Consider the following 16679-nt stretch of genomic DNA (forward strand, 5'->3'; position numbering starts at 1 on the left):
CCCTAAGGGAGGCCGCGTGGGCAGCGTCACGCCCCGGGCGGGTGTGGGCGGCGCAGCCGCTCTGCGAGACTCCACCCATGGCTCGTGAGTTCACCAAGGTCGGCGTCATCGGACTCGGCACCATGGGTGCCGGCATCGTGGAGGTCTTCGCCCGCAACGGCATCGACGTCGTCGCGGTGGAGGTCACCGACGAGGCGGTCGAGAAGGGCAAGGGCGTCCTGCAGCACTCGACCGACCGGGCCGTCTCCCGCGGCAAGCTGAGCGCCGAAGACCAGGCTGCGCTCCACGCCAGGGTGCAGTTCACGAGCGACATGGCCGACCTCAAGGAGTGCCAGCTCGTCGTCGAGGCCGTGCCCGAGCACCTGGACCTGAAGAAGGAGATCTTCGGCAAGCTCGACGCCATCGTCGCCGACGACGCGATCCTCGCGACCAACACGAGCTCCCTCCCGGTCACGGAGATCGCGGTGGCGACGATCAACCCCAAGCGCGTCGTCGGCATGCACTTCTTCAACCCGGCGCCCGTGCTCCAGTTCGTCGAGGTGATCAAGACGGTGATCACGAGCGACGAGATCTTCGAGGACGTCAAGGCGCTCGCCGAGCGGCTCGGCAAGAAGCCGGTCATCGTGGGCGACAAGGCAGGCTTCATCGCCAACGCCCTGCTCTTCGGCTACCTCAACCACGCCGTCTCCATGTACGAGACGAAGTACGCCACGCGTGAGGACATCGACGCCGCGATGAAGCTCGGCTGTGGCTACCCCATGGGTCCGCTCGCGCTGATGGACCTCATCGGGCTCGACACCGCCTACGAGATCCTCGACACCATGTACAAGCAGGGCCGCGACCGCCTGCACGCGCCGAGCCCGATCATCAAGCAGATGGTCAGCGCGGGCCTCAAGGGCCGCAAGAGCGGCCGCGGCTTCTACACGTATGCCGAGCCAGGGAGCTCGCAGGTCGTCGAGGACGCCCTGACCCCGCGGCCGCAGGACGGTGCCCACGTGGCGACGCGTCCGATCCGGACCGTCGGTGTCGTCGGCTCCGGCACGATGGCGACCGGGATGATCGAGGTCTTCGCCAAGGCCGGTCTCGACGTGACGTTCGTGGCCCGCAGCGAGGTCAAGGTCGCGGCGGTGGGCGCAGCCCTCGCCGGGAGCCTCGAGAAGGCGGTGCAGCGCGGCAAGGCCACCGAGCAGGAGCGGGACGCGGCGCTCGCCCGGGTGCGAGGCAGCGTCCGCCTCGAGGACCTCGCGCACGTCGACATCGTCGTCGAGGCCGTCGTCGAGGACCTCACCGTCAAGCGGGCCCTCTTCGAGAACCTCGACGAGATCTGCCGCCCCGGTGCGGTCCTCGCCACGACGACGAGCTCGCTGCCGGTGGTCGAGTGCGCGGCCGCCACCAAGCGCCCACAGGACGTCGTCGGGATCCACTTCTTCAACCCCGCCCAGGTCATGAAGCTCGTCGAGGTCGTGCGCACCGTGTCGACGGCCGACGACGTCGTCGCGACCGTCCAGACCCTGTGCGAGACGGTCGGCAAGCACCCCGTGACGTGCGGCGACCGCGCCGGCTTCATCGTCAACGCGCTGCTCTTCCCCTACCTCAACGACGCCGTCAAGATGCTCGAGGCGAACTACTCGACCGCCGACGACATCGACACCGCGATGAAGACCGGCTGCGGCCTGCCGATGGGCCCGTTCGAGCTGCTCGACGTCGTGGGCCTCGACGTCTCGCTCGCGATCGAGCGCGAGCTCTACCTCGAGTTCCGCGAGCGCGGCTACGCCCCGGCACCGCTGCTGGAGCACCTCGTCACCGCCGGCTACCTCGGCCGCAAGACGGGCCGCGGCTTCCGCACCTACGCCTGACACCTACGCTGGAGGCATGCCGTCGCGCCGTCGTCCCAGCAAGCACGCGCGGGAGCACGTGCCCCTCGACATGACGCGGCTCCAGGGTGGCTCCACGCGCGAGGAGTCGTATGCCGGCACGCGCTGGACCGTACGTTCCGTCAGTGGGGCGTCCGCCACCCGTGACTACCTGTGCCCAGGGTGCCAGCAGGACATCCCGCCCGGTGTCCCGCACGTCGTCGTGTGGCCGGCCGAGGGCGTCGGCGGGCTCGGGGACCGCCGGCACTGGCACACCGGGTGCTGGCAGCGTCGTGACGCGCGCCCGCCGGGCAACGCCTACCGCTGAGGCGGTCAGGCGTCGAGGACGGGGGCCAGCTCCCTGGCCACCAGGCGCAGGGGAGCCGTGTCCCGCTGCGCCCGAGCCATGACGATGGCGCCCTCGAGCGCGCAGAGCATGAGGGTCGAGAGCGCCTCGGCCCGGTGCGGGCGCCCCATGCCCACGAGCGCGTCGGTGATCGGCCGGCGCCACGTCTCGATCGCCGACCACGCTGCCTGCCTGACCACGTCGTTGGTGTCGGCACAGTCGACGACGGACGCGGCGACCGGGCAGCCCCGCGAGAAGTCCCGGGCCTCGAGGTCCGCGACCCACTCGTCGACGATCGCGCCGAAGAGCCGCCCCGGTGTCGGACGGCGCATCCTGGCCATGTGTGCCTCGACCCGACCTGCGGCCCAGCTGCCGGCCCAGTCGAGCGCTTCGCCGACGAGCTGGTCCTTGCCACCGGGGAAGTAGTGCTGGAGCGACCCCCGCGGGGCGCGGGCATCGGTCACAACCCGGCGCAGGCCCGTGCCGCCGACTCCGGCCCGGCGCAGGTGCTGGACCGTCTCGTAGACGATGCGTTCGCGCGGAGTGCGCGAGCCGGTCGCACCAGCGGCCGGGACGTGATTGTTCATGTGCCGACTATGACACCTGTCATAACTGATCGTCTATTATGACGAGCGTCATACTTCGGTGCGTGAGCAAGGAGGCCGTCATGGTCGTTCCCGTGGGGTTCATCGGTCTCGGCATCATGGGCCGGCCCATGGCGCGCAACCTGCTTCGTGCGGGCACGCCCCTCACCGTCTGGAACCGTTCGTCCGAGGCTGCCGCCGCCCTCGCCGCCGAGGGGGCGACCGTGGCATCGAGCGCCGCGGAGGTCTTCACCGCCAGTGACGTGGTCCTGCTCATGCTCGCGCACGAGTCGGCGCTCGATTCGGTGTTGCAGCGGGGGAGCGACGCGTTCGCGGACATGGTGTCCGGCCGCACCGTCGTCCACCTCGGCACGACGTCGCCCGACTACTCCACGGGGCTGGCCCGCGACGTCGAGGCGGCCGGTGGTCACTACTGCGAGGCCCCGGTCTCCGGCTCGCGACTCCCGGCCGAGCACGGCCAGCTCGTCGCCCTCTCCGCCGGAACGGGCGCGGTCCTCGACCGGGTCGAGCCGCTGCTGCGGCCGATGTGCCGGGAGGTCGTCCGGTGCGGGGCGGTGCCCGCCGGCACCGGCACCAAGCTGGCCGTGAACCTCTACCTCTGCACGATGGTCGCCGGGCTTGCCGAGGCCTACCACCTCGCCGGCCGGCTCGGCCTCGACCTCCAGGTCTTCCGGCGAGCCCTCGACTCCGGCCCGATGGCGAGCGCCGTCTCGACCGTGAAGCTCGCCAAGCTCCTCGCCCGCGACTTCGAGCCGCAGGCCGCGATCCACGACGTCCACACCAACACCCGGCTCATCGCAGAGGCAGCCCGGGACGTGGGCGCCGCCAGCCCGCTCCTCGACGCCGCTCGGGAGCTCTACTGCGAGACCGAGGCAGCGGGCCTCGTCGGCCTCGACATGGCCGCCGTGGTCACCGCCCTCGAGCGACGGGACGACCCACGCCCGGGAGGGGCAGGCCCGGGCGGATCCCCGGGCACACGGCATACGCCGTCGGGGGGCGTCAGGGCCTAGTGCCGTCGCTGCCGGGGCACGAGGACCTCCTCGTAGAGCAGCAGCGCCCCGGCGGCGAACGGGATCGCCAGCAGGGCACCCAGGATCCCGAGCAGCGCGCCGCCGGCCAGCGCCGCCACGACCGTGACGGCGCCGGGCACCGCCACCGTCCGCTGCATGATCCGCGGCATGACGGCGTAGTTCTCGATCTGCTGGTAGACGATGAAGTAGACGATGACGATGAGCGCCTTCTTCGGCTCGTCGAAGAACGCCACGACCGCGACCACCGAGGCGCCCAGGGTCGCGCCGATCATCGGGATGAGCCCGAGGAAGCCGACCGCCACGGCCAGCACGGCCGCGAACCGCAGGCCGATGAGGCTCATCATGATCCACGCGCAGAACGCGTTGATGGCGGCCACGGCCACCTGGCCGATGGCGTACGAGCCGACCCTGCGCATCACCTCCTCGGCGAGCGAGACGATGCGCGGCCGCCGGCTGGCGGGGACGACGGCGTATGCCGCCTGCTTGACCGCCGGCAGCGAGGCGAGGAAGTAGAGGGTGAGGACCAGGACGGTCAGCCCGCTGAAGACGCCGGTCGCGATGAGCTTGCCGGCGTCGAGGACCCCGCCGAAGACGCCGGCCCACAGGTTGCCGTCGGCGACGCGTTTGTTGACCTCCTCCTGGACGCGCTGGACGACCTGGTAGCGGTGGTCGACGTCCTGCACCCACGGGTTGGCGAGCAGGTTGTCGAAGATCCGCGGGGCGTTGGTGGCCAGCTCCGCGCCCTGCTCGGCCACGGGTGGGATGACGACCCACCCGACGAGGGCGAAGATCGCCAGCACGCCCAGAAAGACGGTGGTCACGGCCACGCCGCGCCGCACGTTGCGACGGGTCAGCGCCTCGACGAGCGGGTTCAGCGCCAGGGTCAGGAAGAACGAGATGACGAGCAGCGTGATGACCGTGCCCAGGCGGCCGACCGCCTGGACGACGGCATACGCCGTGAGGACGCCGATGGCGCCGACGAAGCCGATGTAGAAGGGGGACTGTCGGTTGAAGGGGGTGCCGCTCGGGCCGAAGTCGCGGCGGGCGCCCTTGCCTCGCTTGCCGCCGCCCGGTACGTCCGCGTGGGGAGGTGGACCGGGCGGCAGGTCCTCCAGCGCCGGCGCGTCGCTGGGCGCCGTCTCCGACGGAGGTGAGCCGAGCGGCAGCGCGCTGGTGAGCAGGTCAGGCTCGGGCTGCTGCCGCTGCTGCCGCTGCTGCTCGGCCGTGGAGAGGTCGCCGTAGGCGGCCCAGGTCTCGCGCTCGTCGAAACCGAGGTCGCGTGCCCGGAACTCGTCCATCCGGGCACGCTGGGCGCGGCGGTAGTGCGTCCACCGACCCCAGATGCTCACGGTCGCGAGCCTACGACAGGTCGCCGCCGGCCACGGGGCAGGCGGGCCGTGGCGTCGATGCGCGGTCGGCGGCCCGGTGGCCGGGCTACTGGTTGCAGAAGCGGTTGATCGCCGACTCGAAGCCGGCGCGCTTCTCCGGGTCGGTCACGCCGAGGCCCGGCTCGGGCGAGAGCGTCAGCACGCCGACCTTGCCCTGGTGGGCGTTCCGGTGGACGTCGAGGGCCGCCTGGCCGACCTCCTCGAGCGGGTAGGTCTTGCTGAGCGTCGGGTGGATGAGGCCGCGGTTGACCAGCTCGTTGGCCTCCCACGCCTCGCGGTAGTTCGCGAAGTGCGAGCTGACGATGCGCTTGAGGTTCATCCACAGGTAGCGGTTGTCGTACTCGTGCATGTAGCCCGACGTCGAGGCACACGTGACGATGGTGCCGCCCTTGCGCGCGATATACACGCTCGCCCCGAAGGTCTCCCGTCCGGGGTGCTCGAAGACGATGTCGACGTCGTAGCCGCCGGTCAGCTCGCGGATCCGCTTGCCCATCCGCTTCCACTCGCGGGGGTCCTGCTCGGTGCCCTCGTCGTTCCAGAAGCGGTACCCCTCCGCGTTGCGGTCGATGATGAGCTCGGCGCCCATGGCCCGGCAGATCTCCGCCTTCTCGGGCGAGGAGACCACGCAGATCGGGGTGGCGCCTCCGGCGAGGGCCATCTGGGTCGCGTAGGAGCCGAGGCCACCTGAAGCGCCCCAGATGAGGACCCGGTCGCCGAGCTTCATGGCGGCGCCGTTCTTGGAGACGAGCTGCCGGTAGGCCGTGCTGTTGACGAGGCCGGGGGAGGCCGCCTCCTCCCACGTGAGGTGGCGAGGTTTGGGCATCAGCTGGTTGGCCTTGACGATCGCGAGCTCGGCCAGGCCGCCGAAGTTCGTCTCGAAGCCCCAGATGCGCTGCTGCGGGTCGAGCATGGTGTCGTTGTGGCCCTCGGCGTCCTCGAGCTCGACCGACAGGCAGTGCGCCACGACCTCGGTGCCTGGCTTCCACTTCGTCACACCGGGGCCGGTGCGCAGGACGACGCCGGCGAGGTCGGAGCCGACGACGTGGTAGGGCAGGTCGTGGCGCTTGGAGAACTCCGACATGCGGCCGTAGCGCTCGAGGAAGCCGAACGTCGCCACCGGCTCGAAGATCGAGGTCCACACCGTGTTGTAGTTGATCGCGCTGGCCATCACCGCCACGAGGGCCTCGCCGGGTGCGAGATCGGGCACCGGCACCTCGTCGATGTGCAGCGACTTGCGAGGGTCCTTGTCGCGTGTGGCGATCCCCTCGAACATCCCGACCTCGTCCTTGTGGACGGTCGCTCCGCGGTAGGTCGCGGGGATCTCGATCGTCGCGTAGGTCTCCTGGGAGCGGTCGCCTGAGAGGATGGCGTCGCGGATGGCCTGCATGGAAGGTCCTTACGTCGCAGCGTCATTGGTGGTGAGAACCGGGGGTGCCATCGAACGTAGCGAGGGGTGACCGGCGGGTAGCTCCTTCTGAGACGGCCACCACAGGTGACCTGGGTCACGGAACCTTGGACACCGCTCGGTCGCGGGCGCGCTCGGGACCGGCGGTAGCGTCTGGCGGGTGCGACGGACGGTGGGGGCCGCGTGCTGGCTGGTCCAGCCGGCATACGTGCTCGTGGAGCTGTTCGTCGCAGCCGGTGCCTCGGCCGCCTACAGCCTGCGCGACGACACGATCAGCGCGCTCGGGACGCTGACGTGCTCGCCCGGTCACGCGGCGCCGGGGCTCGACGTGTGCTCCCCGCGCCACGTGGCGATGAATGCGGCGTTCGTCGGGTTCGGTCTACTGCGTGCGACAGGGGCTGGGCTGTTGCGTCCCCAGCTGGGACGGGGCCGGTGGGGCGGGGCCGCCGTCTGGCTGTGGGTCCTCTCGGGCCTGGCGGCTGCCGCGGTCGGGCTCGTGCCGGTCGACCAGAGGCCCCGGTGGCACGCGGTCGTGGCGCTGCCGGTCTTCGTGCTGCAACCGCTGGCGGTCCTCGCGACCGCAGAAGCGCTACGACGCGGGGTCGCGGTGCCTCGCGCCCTCGTCGGCTCCGGCTTCGTCGTCGGCGCGCTCACCCTGGCCGCAGCCGCAGGCTTCGGCCTGCGCCTCGCGGGCTCCACGTGGGTCGGTGGCCTCGAGCGCGTCGCGCTGTGGCCCGCCTACCTGTGGCTCGCGGTCGTCGCTGCCGCGCTCCCCGTAGCCAGCAGGTCCGAGACGGTCGCGAAGCCGTAGCCGTCGTCGCGAAGACGGCGGATGATCGACCGCAACCGGTCGATCGTGATGAGCCGGTCGTCCGACCCCGTGTCGTGGGCGAGCACGATCGAGCCGGGGCGCACCTGGGACGCGATGTCCTCGACGATGCCGTCCGCGTGTCCGGCCACGAGGTCCTCCCGCGCCTGCGCCGACCACATCACCGTGGTGAGCTTCGACTCCGCGGCCGTCAGCAGCGCCGCGCCACCGACATGACCGTAGGGCGGCCGGAACAGCGTCGGGGCGACGCCGTAGGTCTGCGTCATGAGCTCGGTGGTTCGGGTGATCTCGTCCCGGCAGCGCCACCAGTCGAGCCGCCCGAGGTCGAGGTGGTCGAAGGTGTGGTTGGCCAGCTCGTGGCGTCCGACGCTGTCCCGGTGCAGCCCGCCGTGGTCTCGGACGTTGCGGCCGAGGCAGAAGAAGGTGGCGGGCACGTCCTCGGCGTCGAGGGCCGCCAGCACGCGTGGCGTCCAGTCGGGATGCGGGCCGTCGTCGAAGGTCAGCGCGAGGCGGCGCTCAGGCCCCGCCCCGGCCCACACGACGCTGGTCTCCGTCGCAGCGGGAGCCGACCGGTCCGGGCGAACGGCGCTCACGGGGCTGCCGTAGAAGGGCAGCGGAGTGCTCTCGTCGAGGTGCTCCTCCAGGCGCGCGGCGCCGACCGCTCCGGCCGCGCCGACGGCTGCACCTGCTGCGGCCGTCAGGGCCTGACGGCGTGTGACCTCCATGCCAGCCGATGCTACGGCCAGCGTTCTCGGATACCCCGCGCGCGGCTCGAACGCGTGCCACACTGGCGCCCCGTCGGGGGAGCGTCAGGGAGGTGGCCGTGCGACGTGCCGTGGTGGCTGCCCTCGCCTGCGTCGTCGCAGCAGCCGTTGGCGCCCTGCCCGTCCTCCGGGACGACCCGCTGCCGGTCCTGCGCAACGGCGCGGACTGGCGCACCGGCTCCGTCCTCGGCCCCGCCGCGCTGGGTGCGCGGCTCATCGATCCGCTGGTCGACGACATCTGGCTCGCGGATGGAACGGTGCCTTCGGCAGGTCCGCGCACCCACGTCGTCGCACAGGCCCTGCTGGACCTGCGTGGCTTGACCCGGCCGAACGGAGCGGTCGCGGCCGGCCCCGACCGGCCATGGGCCTATGCGTGGCCCCGGGACTCCGCCTTCGTCGCCGTCGCGTATGCCGAGACCGGCCACCTCACGGACGCCGTCCGGGTGCTGGGCTTCCTCTCCCACGTCCAGCACGCGGACGGCGGATTCGAGGCTCGCTACCGGCTGGACGGCTCCGGCCCGCCGGACGACCGTCCCCGCCAGAGCGACGGCGCCGGCTGGGTGCTCTGGTCGCTCGGTCGAGTGCGCCTGGCCAGTCCCGGGCGGGTCCTCCCACCGGCACTCCGCGGGCTGCGCGACCGGGCCTTCGGGTTCGTCATCGACCAGACAGCGGGGGGCGCGCGCCTGCCTGAGGTGTCGCCGGACTACTGGGAGGTGTCGGAGCGGCGGGTCACGCTGGGGACCGCCGCTCCGCTCGCGGCGGGGCTCGAGGCGGCTGCCGCGACGTACGCCGCCGAGGGGGACGTGCGACGAGTGGACGAGGCGCGGAAGGCGGCCCGCGGCCTGCGCTCACTGATCCGCTCCGAGTTCGGCCCCGACTACGAGCGGCACGGCCACTCCGGGGGACTCGACGCCGGTGTCGCCATGCTCATGCCACCCTTCGCAGCCGTCGACGACGAGGCCGCGGAGCGAGCCTGGGAGCGCTATCCCGTTCTTGCACAACGGGATGCCGGTGGTCTGGCTCCTGGAGTCGGGTGGAAGAGCGACGGCGTCTCGTGGACCCCCGAGACGGCGATGGTCGCCTACACCGCGGCAGCCTCCGGCCATCCCCTCGTCGCCGAGCGGTGGCTCACCTGGCTGGACCGGCACTGCACGCCGTGGGGGAGTGTGCCCGAGAAGGTCCTTCCCGACGGGCAGCCGGCGGGACCGGCGCCGCTCGCCTGGACCGCGGCCCTCGTGGTCCTCACGGAGGGCGAGCTGGCGGTCCAGCGCTCCGGTGTCGAGGCGTCAGTGCCCGGAGTGACCAGTGTGCCCGGAGTTCCGGGGGTGACCGGACTGGCCAGGGTGGCCCGGCTCGGTTGAGGGCTCGACGAGCTCGACGAGGATGCCGCCGGCGTCCTTGGGGTGGATGAAGTTGACCCGGCTGTCGCTCGTGCCGCGCCTGGGGGACTCGTAGAGCAGGCGCAGGCCGCGCTCGCGCAGGGTCGCGCACACGGCGTCGATGTCGGTGACGCGGTAGGCCAGCTGCTGGATGCCGGGGCCGCTGCGGTCGAGGAACTTCGCGATCGTCGACTCGGGGGAGAGTGGCGCGAGCAGCTGGATGCACGAGCCGGAGTCCCCGACGCCCATCATCGCCTCGCGGACGCCCTGCTCCTCGTTGCTCTCCTGGTGGAGCATCGTCATGCCGTACTTCTCCTCGTAGAACGCGATGGCCGCGGCGAGGTCGGGCACGGCGACGCCGACGTGGTCGATGTGGGTGAAGAGGGGGTCGGGAGTCGCGCTCATGGTCCCAACGTAGGGCGGCGTGACGGCATACGGCCCACGTATGCGGTGTGCGCTTGCTCATGCTCGGCGCGGGCCTCACCGGCGCCCCGTCTAGAGTTGTCGGGACATCCCCAATGACGTCGGAAGAGGCTTCACCCATGACTGCTGACCGTCCCACCTCCGTGATCGTCGCCGGTGCCCGGACCCCCATGGGCCGCCTGCTCGGCTCGCTCAAGGACTTCTCCGGATCGGACCTCGGTGGCATCGCCATCAAGGGCGCTCTCGAGAAGGCGGGCGTGGCCCCGGAGCAGGTCGAGTACGTCATCATGGGTCAGGTGCTGCAGGCCGGCGCCGGCCAGATCCCCGCGCGCCAGGCCGCGCACGCCGCCGGCATCCCGCTGACCGTTCCGGCCCTCACGATCAACAAGGTCTGCCTCTCGGGCATCAACGCCATCGCGATGGCCGACCAGCTCATCCGCGCCGGGGAGTTCGACGTCGTCGTCGCCGGCGGCCAGGAGTCGATGACCAACGCGCCGCACCTGATGACGAAGTCACGCGAGGGCTACAAGTACGGCGACGTGACCATGCGCGACCACATGGCGTACGACGGCCTGTGGGACGCCTTCACCGACCAGGCGATGGGGCTGCTGACGGAGCAGGCCAACACAGGGTCGCAGGCCTTCACGCGGGAGCAGCAGGACGAGTTCTCGGCCCGCAGCCACCAGCTCGCGGCCAAGGGCTGGAAGGACGGCATCTTCGACGACGAGGTCGTCGCGGTGAGCATCCCGCAGCGCAAGGGCGAGCCGATGGTCTTCAAGAACGACGAGGGCATCCGCCCCGACACGACGACGGCCTCGCTCGGCGGCCTGCGCCCGGCGTTCAGCAAGGACGGCACGATCACCGCCGGATCGGCCTCGCAGATCTCCGACGGCGCTGCCGCCGTCGTCGTCATGAGCAGGGCGAAGGCCGAGGAGCTGGGCCTGACGTGGCTCGCCGAGATCGGCGCGCACGGCGTGGTCGCCGGTCCCGACTCGACGCTCCAGCAGCAGCCGGCCCGCGCCATCGCCCGCGCCTGCGAGCGGGAGGGCATCACGCCCGCCGACCTCGACCTCGTCGAGATCAACGAGGCCTTCGCAGCCGTCGGCCTCGCCTCGGCCAAGGAGCTCGGTATCGACGTCGACAAGGTCAACGTCAACGGTGGCGCCATCGCCCTCGGCCACCCGATCGGCATGTCCGGTGCCCGCATCGCCCTGCACCTCGCGCTCGAGCTGAAGCGCCGCGGTGGCGGGGTCGGCGCGGCCGCCCTCTGCGGCGGTGGCGGCCAGGGCGACGCCCTCATCGTCCGCGTCCCCGCGTCCGCCTGATCACGCCGCACCGCGTGGCGCGCCGGCCCGTCGACGTTCCCGCCCTGGTCGAGTCGGCCAGGGCGGGTTCGCCGCGTGCCGTCGCGCGGCTGATCTCCCTCGTCGAGGACGGCCACGAGTCGCTCCGTGACGTGATGGCAGCGCTGGCGCCGTATGCCGGCAACGCGTGGGTCATCGGGATCACCGGCTCGCCCGGGGTCGGCAAGTCGACGACGACCACGGCGCTCGTCGGCGCCTTCCGCGAGCGTGGCCTGCGGGTCGGGGTGCTGGCGGTCGACCCGAGCTCGCCCTTCTCGGGCGGGGCGCTGCTCGGTGACCGGGTGCGCATGCAGGACCACGCCCTCGACCCGGCGGTCTACATCCGCTCGATGGCCTCGCGCGGCCATCTCGGTGGGCTGTCGTTCACGACGCCCCAGGCCATCCGTGTGCTCGACGCCGCCGGTTGCGACGTCGTGCTCGTCGAGACCGTGGGGGTTGGGCAGTCGGAGGTGGAGATCGCCGGTCTGGCCGACACGTCGGTCGTGCTGCTCGCTCCCGGCATGGGAGACGGCATCCAGGCCGCGAAGGCGGGCATCCTCGAGATCGGCGACGTCTTCGTCGTCAACAAGGCCGACCGCGACGGCGCCGACGCGACGGTGCGCGACCTGCGGCACATGATCTCGCTCGGCGACCGCACCGAGCCGGGTCTGTGGCGGCCCCCGGTGGTCAAGGTGGTGGCGTCGCAGAAGGTCGGCATCGACGAGGTGATGGAGGCGCTCGACAAGCATCGCGCGTTCCTCGAGGAGAACGGCGAGCTCGCCCGGCGCCGTGAACGCCGCGCCGAGGCGGAGATCGAGACGATCGCGCTCACGGCCCTGCGTGCCCGACTCGGGCGCCTCGGGGGCCACGAGGGAGTCACAGCGCTCGCGCGCGACGTCATCGCCGGACGCACCGACCCGTATGTCGCAGCCGACCGTCTCGTGGAGCAGCTCGGCCCCTGAGCGGGCGCGGCCCTCGGGACACCTGAGGTCGCGGTCCCGGTGCGCCGTCACACTCACGCCGAGGTGCCGAGGCGCACATCATGTGTCGCGCGGGCCGTCGCGCGCTCGCCTCCCGACACGGCGACGCCGACCTGCGGGCGAAGGTCGAGTCCCGGGACGTCCAGGCCCTCAGGACACATGAAGTGCGTCCGACTAGATGCCGACAGGCGGTCCGCTCCGGAGCGCGTACTCCGTATGCTCTCGGGCCCGCCTCGACGAACTGAACGGGGGCGGACGGCATACGTAATTGGATGGCGCGACGGGACGCTGCGGTGTCACCGTCGAGGGATGGAGATCATCCCGCTCGACCATGACGACGACGTCCTGCTCAAGGAGCTCTTCGGTCTTGCGACGCGCAGCGAGGCGGTCTCGCGCGTGCAGCCGGTCAAGCGCACCGAGGAGGAGTTCGTCAAGATGGTGCGCTTCCAGTTCCCGGGGGAGCGCCAGGTGGGTGCCGTCGCCATGGTCGACGGCTCACCGGTCGGCTGGGCGCTCGTCTTCTTCCCCGAGCGCGACAACCTCGACAAGTGCTGGTCGCAGCTCGAGGTCGGCCCGGAGCACCGTCGCAGCGGCATCGGCTCCGCCCTTGTCGAGTGGGTGGAGCACCAGGGCAGGGCGGCCGGCCGCGGCCTGCTGCTCGCCGAGGTCTTCGTCCCCGTGGGTGACCGTGCGTCGCACGCGGACCGGGAGTTCGCGCTGAAGCGGGGCTTCTCCGTGTCCAGCGTGGAGATCGTGCGCTCGCTGCCGCTGCCGGTCGCTCCCCAGGTGCTCGACCACCACGAGCGTCGAGCGGCCGAGGCGATGGGCGACGCGTACGAGCTGAGCGTGCACGTCGACGGCGTGCCGGAGGAGCTGCGCCAGGGCGTGTGCGACGCGTCGAACCGGCTCATCCTCGACGCCCCCACGGGCGACGTGGAGTTCGAGCCCGAGTCGATGACCGTTGCGGACTACGCGACGATGCTCGGCCACCTCCGCGACACCGGTCGCACGCTCGTCACGGCCGTCGCCGTGCACCGCGAGACCGGCGTCGTCGCCGCCTACACGGACCTGTCCGTGCCGTCCGGAGACCCGCACATCGTGTTCCAGTGGGGCACCCTCGTGCTGCCCGAGCACCGCGGCCACCGGCTCGGCATGGCGGTCAAGGCCGCCAACCTCCGTGAGCTGAACCGTCTTGCCCCGCAACGCCGCTCGGTGCAGACGATGAACGACGAGCAGAACCCCTGGATGGTGCAGATCAATCAGGACCTGGGGTTCGAGATCATCGAGGAAGCGCTCACGATGACGAAGGCGCTCTGACCCCACCGCAGGAGCGGGTGGTCGCGCGAGGACGTGCGGGGCGGCATACGGTGAGGGCATGCTGATCGCCTTCTCCGTCGCTCCAACCGTCGCGGCCGACGACACCGGCTCGGTGTCCGAGGCCGTCGCCCGAGCCATCCGCGTCGTGCGCGACTCGGGTCTGCCGCACCGCACCGACGCGATGTTCACGACCATCGAAGGGGAGTGGGACGAGTGCATGGCCGTCGTCAAGCGGTGCTGCGACGTGCTGGCGGAGAGCTCGCCGCGCGTCGGGCTCGTCCTCAAGGCCGACATCCGGCCGGGCTTCATGGGCGAGCTCGACGGCAAGCTGCAGAGGCTCGAGGATGCGCTCGACCGTCAGCGTGATGACTGAGCCGGACTGGCAGCTCAGGCCGCGGCCGTCTGGCGTGAGGCGTATGCCGGCCTGATGCCCGCGGACTACCTTGCGGGCCTCAGCGACGACCGGTGCGCCGACGGCTGGCGCACGCGGGCCGCCCGGTCCTCGGACTCACCCGAGCAGACCCTGGTCGTCGTCGATCCTCGGGGCGCCGTCGCCGGGTTGGGCAGCGTCGGACCTAGCCGCGACGAGGACGCGCCCACGCCGTGGGAGCTGTATGCCGTCAACGTCCTGCCGCACGCCCGCGGCACCGGCGTAGCCGACCGGCTCCTCGACGAGCTCGTCGGGGAGCGGGAGGCGACCCTGTGGGTGGTGGAGGGCAACGCCAGAGCCAGGAGCTTCTACACCCGCCGCGGCTTCGTCGACGAGGGAGGGCGTGCCGAGCACCCCGCGACCGGCACACCCGAGGTGCGGATGATCCGGCGTTCCGTGGCAGCGGCCGATGCGCCTGGACGCGCTCGACACGCAGGCTGACGTCGCCGGCGCGTGACCGGCCTGACATCGATTCGGTAACGCCGCACGATCTGCGTCCCGAGTGTCCGAGAATGTCACCGGAGAGGCGGTCCGCCGGATTGGGGAAGCGGTACGGTCCGTGCGTATCGTGGGTCGCGGCCGTGCCCGGCCTGCCCCCCCGTGTGTCACCGAAAGGCTCTTCCATGCTCCGCCCCGCGAATCGTCGGCGCGCCATAGCGGCCACGCTCGCCTGTGCTGCCCTGCTCTCTGCCTGCACCGGCAACTCCGACGACGGCACCGGCGGCGGGAGCGCATCGGGGAACCCGGCGGTCGCCCCGGACGCCGCGCAGTCGGCGGCCGCCTCAGCGGTCGGAGCCGCAGCGACGTCATCGCTCGACGCCACGCCGGCCGGAGCGGCAGCGCGGCAGAAGGCGTTCGTCGGTGCGGCCCTGCAGTCGGCCAACGCCTACGCCAAGACGCTCCCCGGCCGCACGGCCGCCGAGAAGGCCGACGCCGAGCTCGCCACGACGGGGGTCAAGGTCCTCGCCGTGTCGCGCGCCGGCGACACCCCGCCGCAGATCCTTGCCCAGACCACGCTGAAGAAGACGGGTGCCGCGGTACTCGTCCTGCTCGCGGGCGGGCAGCCCGGCGGTGCCTACAAGGCAGCCGCCGTCGCCCCGATGCTGCCGGACGCCAAGCTCGACGCCCTCGACCCGGCGACCGACGGATCGGCCGCGGTCGGCGATGGCGAGGGCCTGTCGGCCCAGCCCGACGAGGTCGTGGCCGCCTTCGCCGCCTCGGTGAAGTTCCCCGACCCGGCCGCGACCAAGCTGCTCGTTGCGGACCCGCTGTCGGAGCAGCTGCGCCAGTCGGCCAGGGCACAGTCGCAGGCGCTCAACAACCAAGGCGCGTTCACCCAGGAACACGCCCCCAAGGGCATCATCGGCGGACTGCGCCTCAAGGGCGGCAACGGCGCCATCGTCTTCGCCCACCTGGTGCGCAACGACGCCATCGCGATGCGCACGCCGGTTAAGCTCACTCCCGCAAAGGACCTGACGCTGTTGACCGGGATCAAGCAGATCACCACCGAGGCCAACCTGACCTCCAACGAGATCATCGCCATCGTCATCCCCACGTCCGGACAGGCTCGCATCGTCGCGGCATCGGACCAGCTCGTCGCCGGCTCGGGTCGGTGAGGGAGAATTGATCTATGAGTCACCAGCCATTCACCGCAGCAGCACTTCGCGGTGCCGTCGACCTGTCATCGCTCAAGCGTCCGGCCCCGCAGGGTGGCCCCGTATCCGGCGCGGCCTCCACCTCCGCGGACGGTGCCGGCCTCGTCATCGAGGGCACTGACGCCTCCATCCGTGACGTCATCGCGGCGTCCACGCGGCACCCGGTCGTCATGGTGCTGTGGTCGCCGCGCCTGCAGGAGTCGGCCGACTTCGTCTCGACGTTCAGCGCCGTCGCCCGCCGCTACGCCGGGCGCTTCCAGCTCGTGACCGTCGACGTCGACGCGAATCCCACCATCCTGCAGGCCTTCCAGGTCCAGGCCGTGCCCGTCAGCTTCGCCTTCGTCCAGAGCCAGCCGGTACCGCTCTTCGAGGGTGTCCAGCCCGAGGCCCAGATCGCCGGGGTCATCGACCAGGTGCTCCAGCTCGCGGCCCAGCACGGGGTCACCGGCACGGTTGCGGCGGGCGACGATGTCGCAGACGAGGACGTGGAGCAGGAGCAGGAGCAGCCGCTGCCCCCGCTGCACCAGAAGGCGTTCGACGCGATCGAGTCGGGTGACCTCGACGGTGCCGCGGCCGCGTACCGCGAGGCGCTGGCCCAGAGTCCCGCCGACACCGAGGCCAAGCTCGGCCTCGCGCAGGTCGGTCTGATGCAGCGCACGCAGGGCGCCGACCTCCAGGCGGCCCGGGCTGCCGCGGCCGCGGCTCCGAGCGACGTCGACGCGCAGATCCTCGTGGCCGACCTCGACCTGCTCGGTGGTCATGTGGAGGACGCCTTCCTGCGCCTGATCGACACCGTGCGCGTCACGGCCGACGCCGACCGCAACAAGGCTCGCGAGCACCTCGTCGAGCTCTTCGAGGTCGTCGGCGTCACCGACGAGCGGGTCGTCAGGGCCCGCAAGTCGCTCATGAGCGCGCTCTTCTAGGACGCGCC

17 protein-coding genes are annotated in these 16679 nt (G+C 71.6%); 12 read left to right on the plus strand and 5 right to left on the minus strand.

The genetic code is table 11. The features are described from left to right. The first annotated feature begins 77 nt into the window (after positions 1–77). Positions 78–1856, plus strand: a complete 1779-nt coding sequence (locus AC3WRT_RS00745) for a 3-hydroxyacyl-CoA dehydrogenase family protein (protein ID WP_492717932.1) — start codon at positions 78–80, stop codon at positions 1854–1856. 16 nt (positions 1857–1872) lie between these two features. Next, a complete protein-coding gene (locus tag AC3WRT_RS00750) occupies positions 1873–2181 on the plus strand; it encodes an Rv1322 family protein (RefSeq protein ID WP_492717934.1) in 309 nt (102 codons plus the stop codon). Positions 2182–2186: 5 nt separating this feature from the next. On the opposite strand, the gene AC3WRT_RS00755 is transcribed toward AC3WRT_RS00750, so the two are convergent. Beyond that, a complete protein-coding gene (locus tag AC3WRT_RS00755; protein WP_492717936.1) occupies positions 2187–2786 on the minus strand; it encodes a TetR/AcrR family transcriptional regulator in 600 nt (199 codons plus the stop codon). A 62-nt stretch (positions 2787–2848) separates the two neighbouring features. On the opposite strand from AC3WRT_RS00755, the gene AC3WRT_RS00760 reads away from it, so the two are divergent. After that, the gene (locus tag AC3WRT_RS00760; protein ID WP_492717938.1) at positions 2849–3814 is read left to right on the plus strand and encodes an NAD(P)-dependent oxidoreductase; all 966 of its coding nucleotides are present in this window, start codon (positions 2849–2851) and stop codon (positions 3812–3814) included. On the opposite strand, the gene AC3WRT_RS00765 is transcribed toward AC3WRT_RS00760, so the two are convergent. Together AC3WRT_RS00765 and ccrA are read right to left on the minus strand one after the other, a co-directional pair. After that, entirely contained in the window at positions 3811–5184 is a 1374-nt protein-coding gene (locus AC3WRT_RS00765; RefSeq protein ID WP_492717941.1) for an AI-2E family transporter, read from the minus strand. The two genes, AC3WRT_RS00760 and AC3WRT_RS00765, sit on opposite strands and share 4 nt — an antisense overlap. A gap of 85 nt (positions 5185–5269) precedes the next feature. After that, the gene (gene ccrA / locus AC3WRT_RS00770) at positions 5270–6610 is read right to left on the minus strand and encodes a crotonyl-CoA carboxylase/reductase (RefSeq protein ID WP_492717943.1); all 1341 of its coding nucleotides are present in this window, start codon (positions 6608–6610) and stop codon (positions 5270–5272) included. A 178-nt stretch (positions 6611–6788) separates the two neighbouring features. Here ccrA and AC3WRT_RS00775 point away from each other — a divergent pair, with 178 nt between their 5' ends. Next, a complete protein-coding gene (locus AC3WRT_RS00775; protein ID WP_492717944.1) occupies positions 6789–7439 on the plus strand; it encodes a DUF998 domain-containing protein in 651 nt (216 codons plus the stop codon). On the opposite strand, the gene AC3WRT_RS00780 is transcribed toward AC3WRT_RS00775, so the two are convergent. Further along, positions 7367–8182 (minus strand): polysaccharide deacetylase family protein, encoded by an 816-nt coding sequence (locus AC3WRT_RS00780; RefSeq protein WP_492717946.1) that lies wholly within the window; start codon positions 8180–8182, stop codon positions 7367–7369. The genes AC3WRT_RS00775 and AC3WRT_RS00780 overlap by 73 nt on opposite strands. A gap of 98 nt (positions 8183–8280) precedes the next feature. Between AC3WRT_RS00780 and AC3WRT_RS00785 the strand changes: the two genes are divergently transcribed. Continuing rightward, positions 8281–9582, plus strand: coding sequence for a glycoside hydrolase family 15 (locus AC3WRT_RS00785; protein ID WP_492717948.1), 1302 nt, complete (start codon positions 8281–8283; stop codon positions 9580–9582). Here the strand turns inward: AC3WRT_RS00785 and mce are convergent. Then, the gene (gene mce / locus AC3WRT_RS00790) at positions 9508–10005 is read right to left on the minus strand and encodes a methylmalonyl-CoA epimerase (RefSeq protein ID WP_492717952.1); all 498 of its coding nucleotides are present in this window, start codon (positions 10003–10005) and stop codon (positions 9508–9510) included. The two genes, AC3WRT_RS00785 and mce, sit on opposite strands and share 75 nt — an antisense overlap. A 137-nt stretch (positions 10006–10142) precedes the next feature. On the opposite strand from mce, the gene AC3WRT_RS00795 reads away from it, so the two are divergent. From AC3WRT_RS00795 to AC3WRT_RS00825, 7 genes are all read left to right on the plus strand, one after another. Then, the gene (locus tag AC3WRT_RS00795) at positions 10143–11348 is read left to right on the plus strand and encodes an acetyl-CoA C-acetyltransferase (RefSeq protein WP_492717956.1); all 1206 of its coding nucleotides are present in this window, start codon (positions 10143–10145) and stop codon (positions 11346–11348) included. 14 nt (positions 11349–11362) lie between these two features. Beyond that, positions 11363–12328: a methylmalonyl Co-A mutase-associated GTPase MeaB gene (gene meaB / locus AC3WRT_RS00800; RefSeq protein ID WP_492717959.1), complete on the plus strand. Its 966-nt coding sequence runs from the start codon at positions 11363–11365 to the stop codon at positions 12326–12328. Between the two features lie 327 nt (positions 12329–12655). Then, on the plus strand, positions 12656–13663 hold the full coding sequence (locus AC3WRT_RS00805) for a GNAT family N-acetyltransferase (RefSeq protein WP_492717961.1): 1008 nt from the start codon (positions 12656–12658) through the stop codon (positions 13661–13663). 58 nt (positions 13664–13721) lie between these two features. Continuing rightward, complete coding sequence (locus tag AC3WRT_RS00810; protein ID WP_492717964.1) at positions 13722–14036, plus strand: thiamine-binding protein; 315 nt, start codon at positions 13722–13724, stop codon at positions 14034–14036. Positions 14037–14090: 54 nt separating this feature from the next. Beyond that, positions 14091–14534 carry a GNAT family N-acetyltransferase gene (locus AC3WRT_RS00815; protein ID WP_492717966.1) on the plus strand — a complete coding sequence of 148 codons (444 nt, stop codon included), beginning with the start codon at positions 14091–14093 and terminating at the stop codon, positions 14532–14534. A gap of 182 nt (positions 14535–14716) precedes the next feature. Next, entirely contained in the window at positions 14717–15709 is a 993-nt protein-coding gene (locus AC3WRT_RS00820; protein ID WP_492717968.1) for a hypothetical protein, read from the plus strand. Positions 15710–15723: 14 nt separating this feature from the next. Further along, positions 15724–16671, plus strand: a complete 948-nt coding sequence (locus AC3WRT_RS00825) for a co-chaperone YbbN (RefSeq protein ID WP_492717970.1) — start codon at positions 15724–15726, stop codon at positions 16669–16671. Positions 16672–16679 lie beyond the last annotated feature (8 nt).

It is taken from the genome of Terrabacter sp. FW104-15G4B (assembly GCF_058790095.1).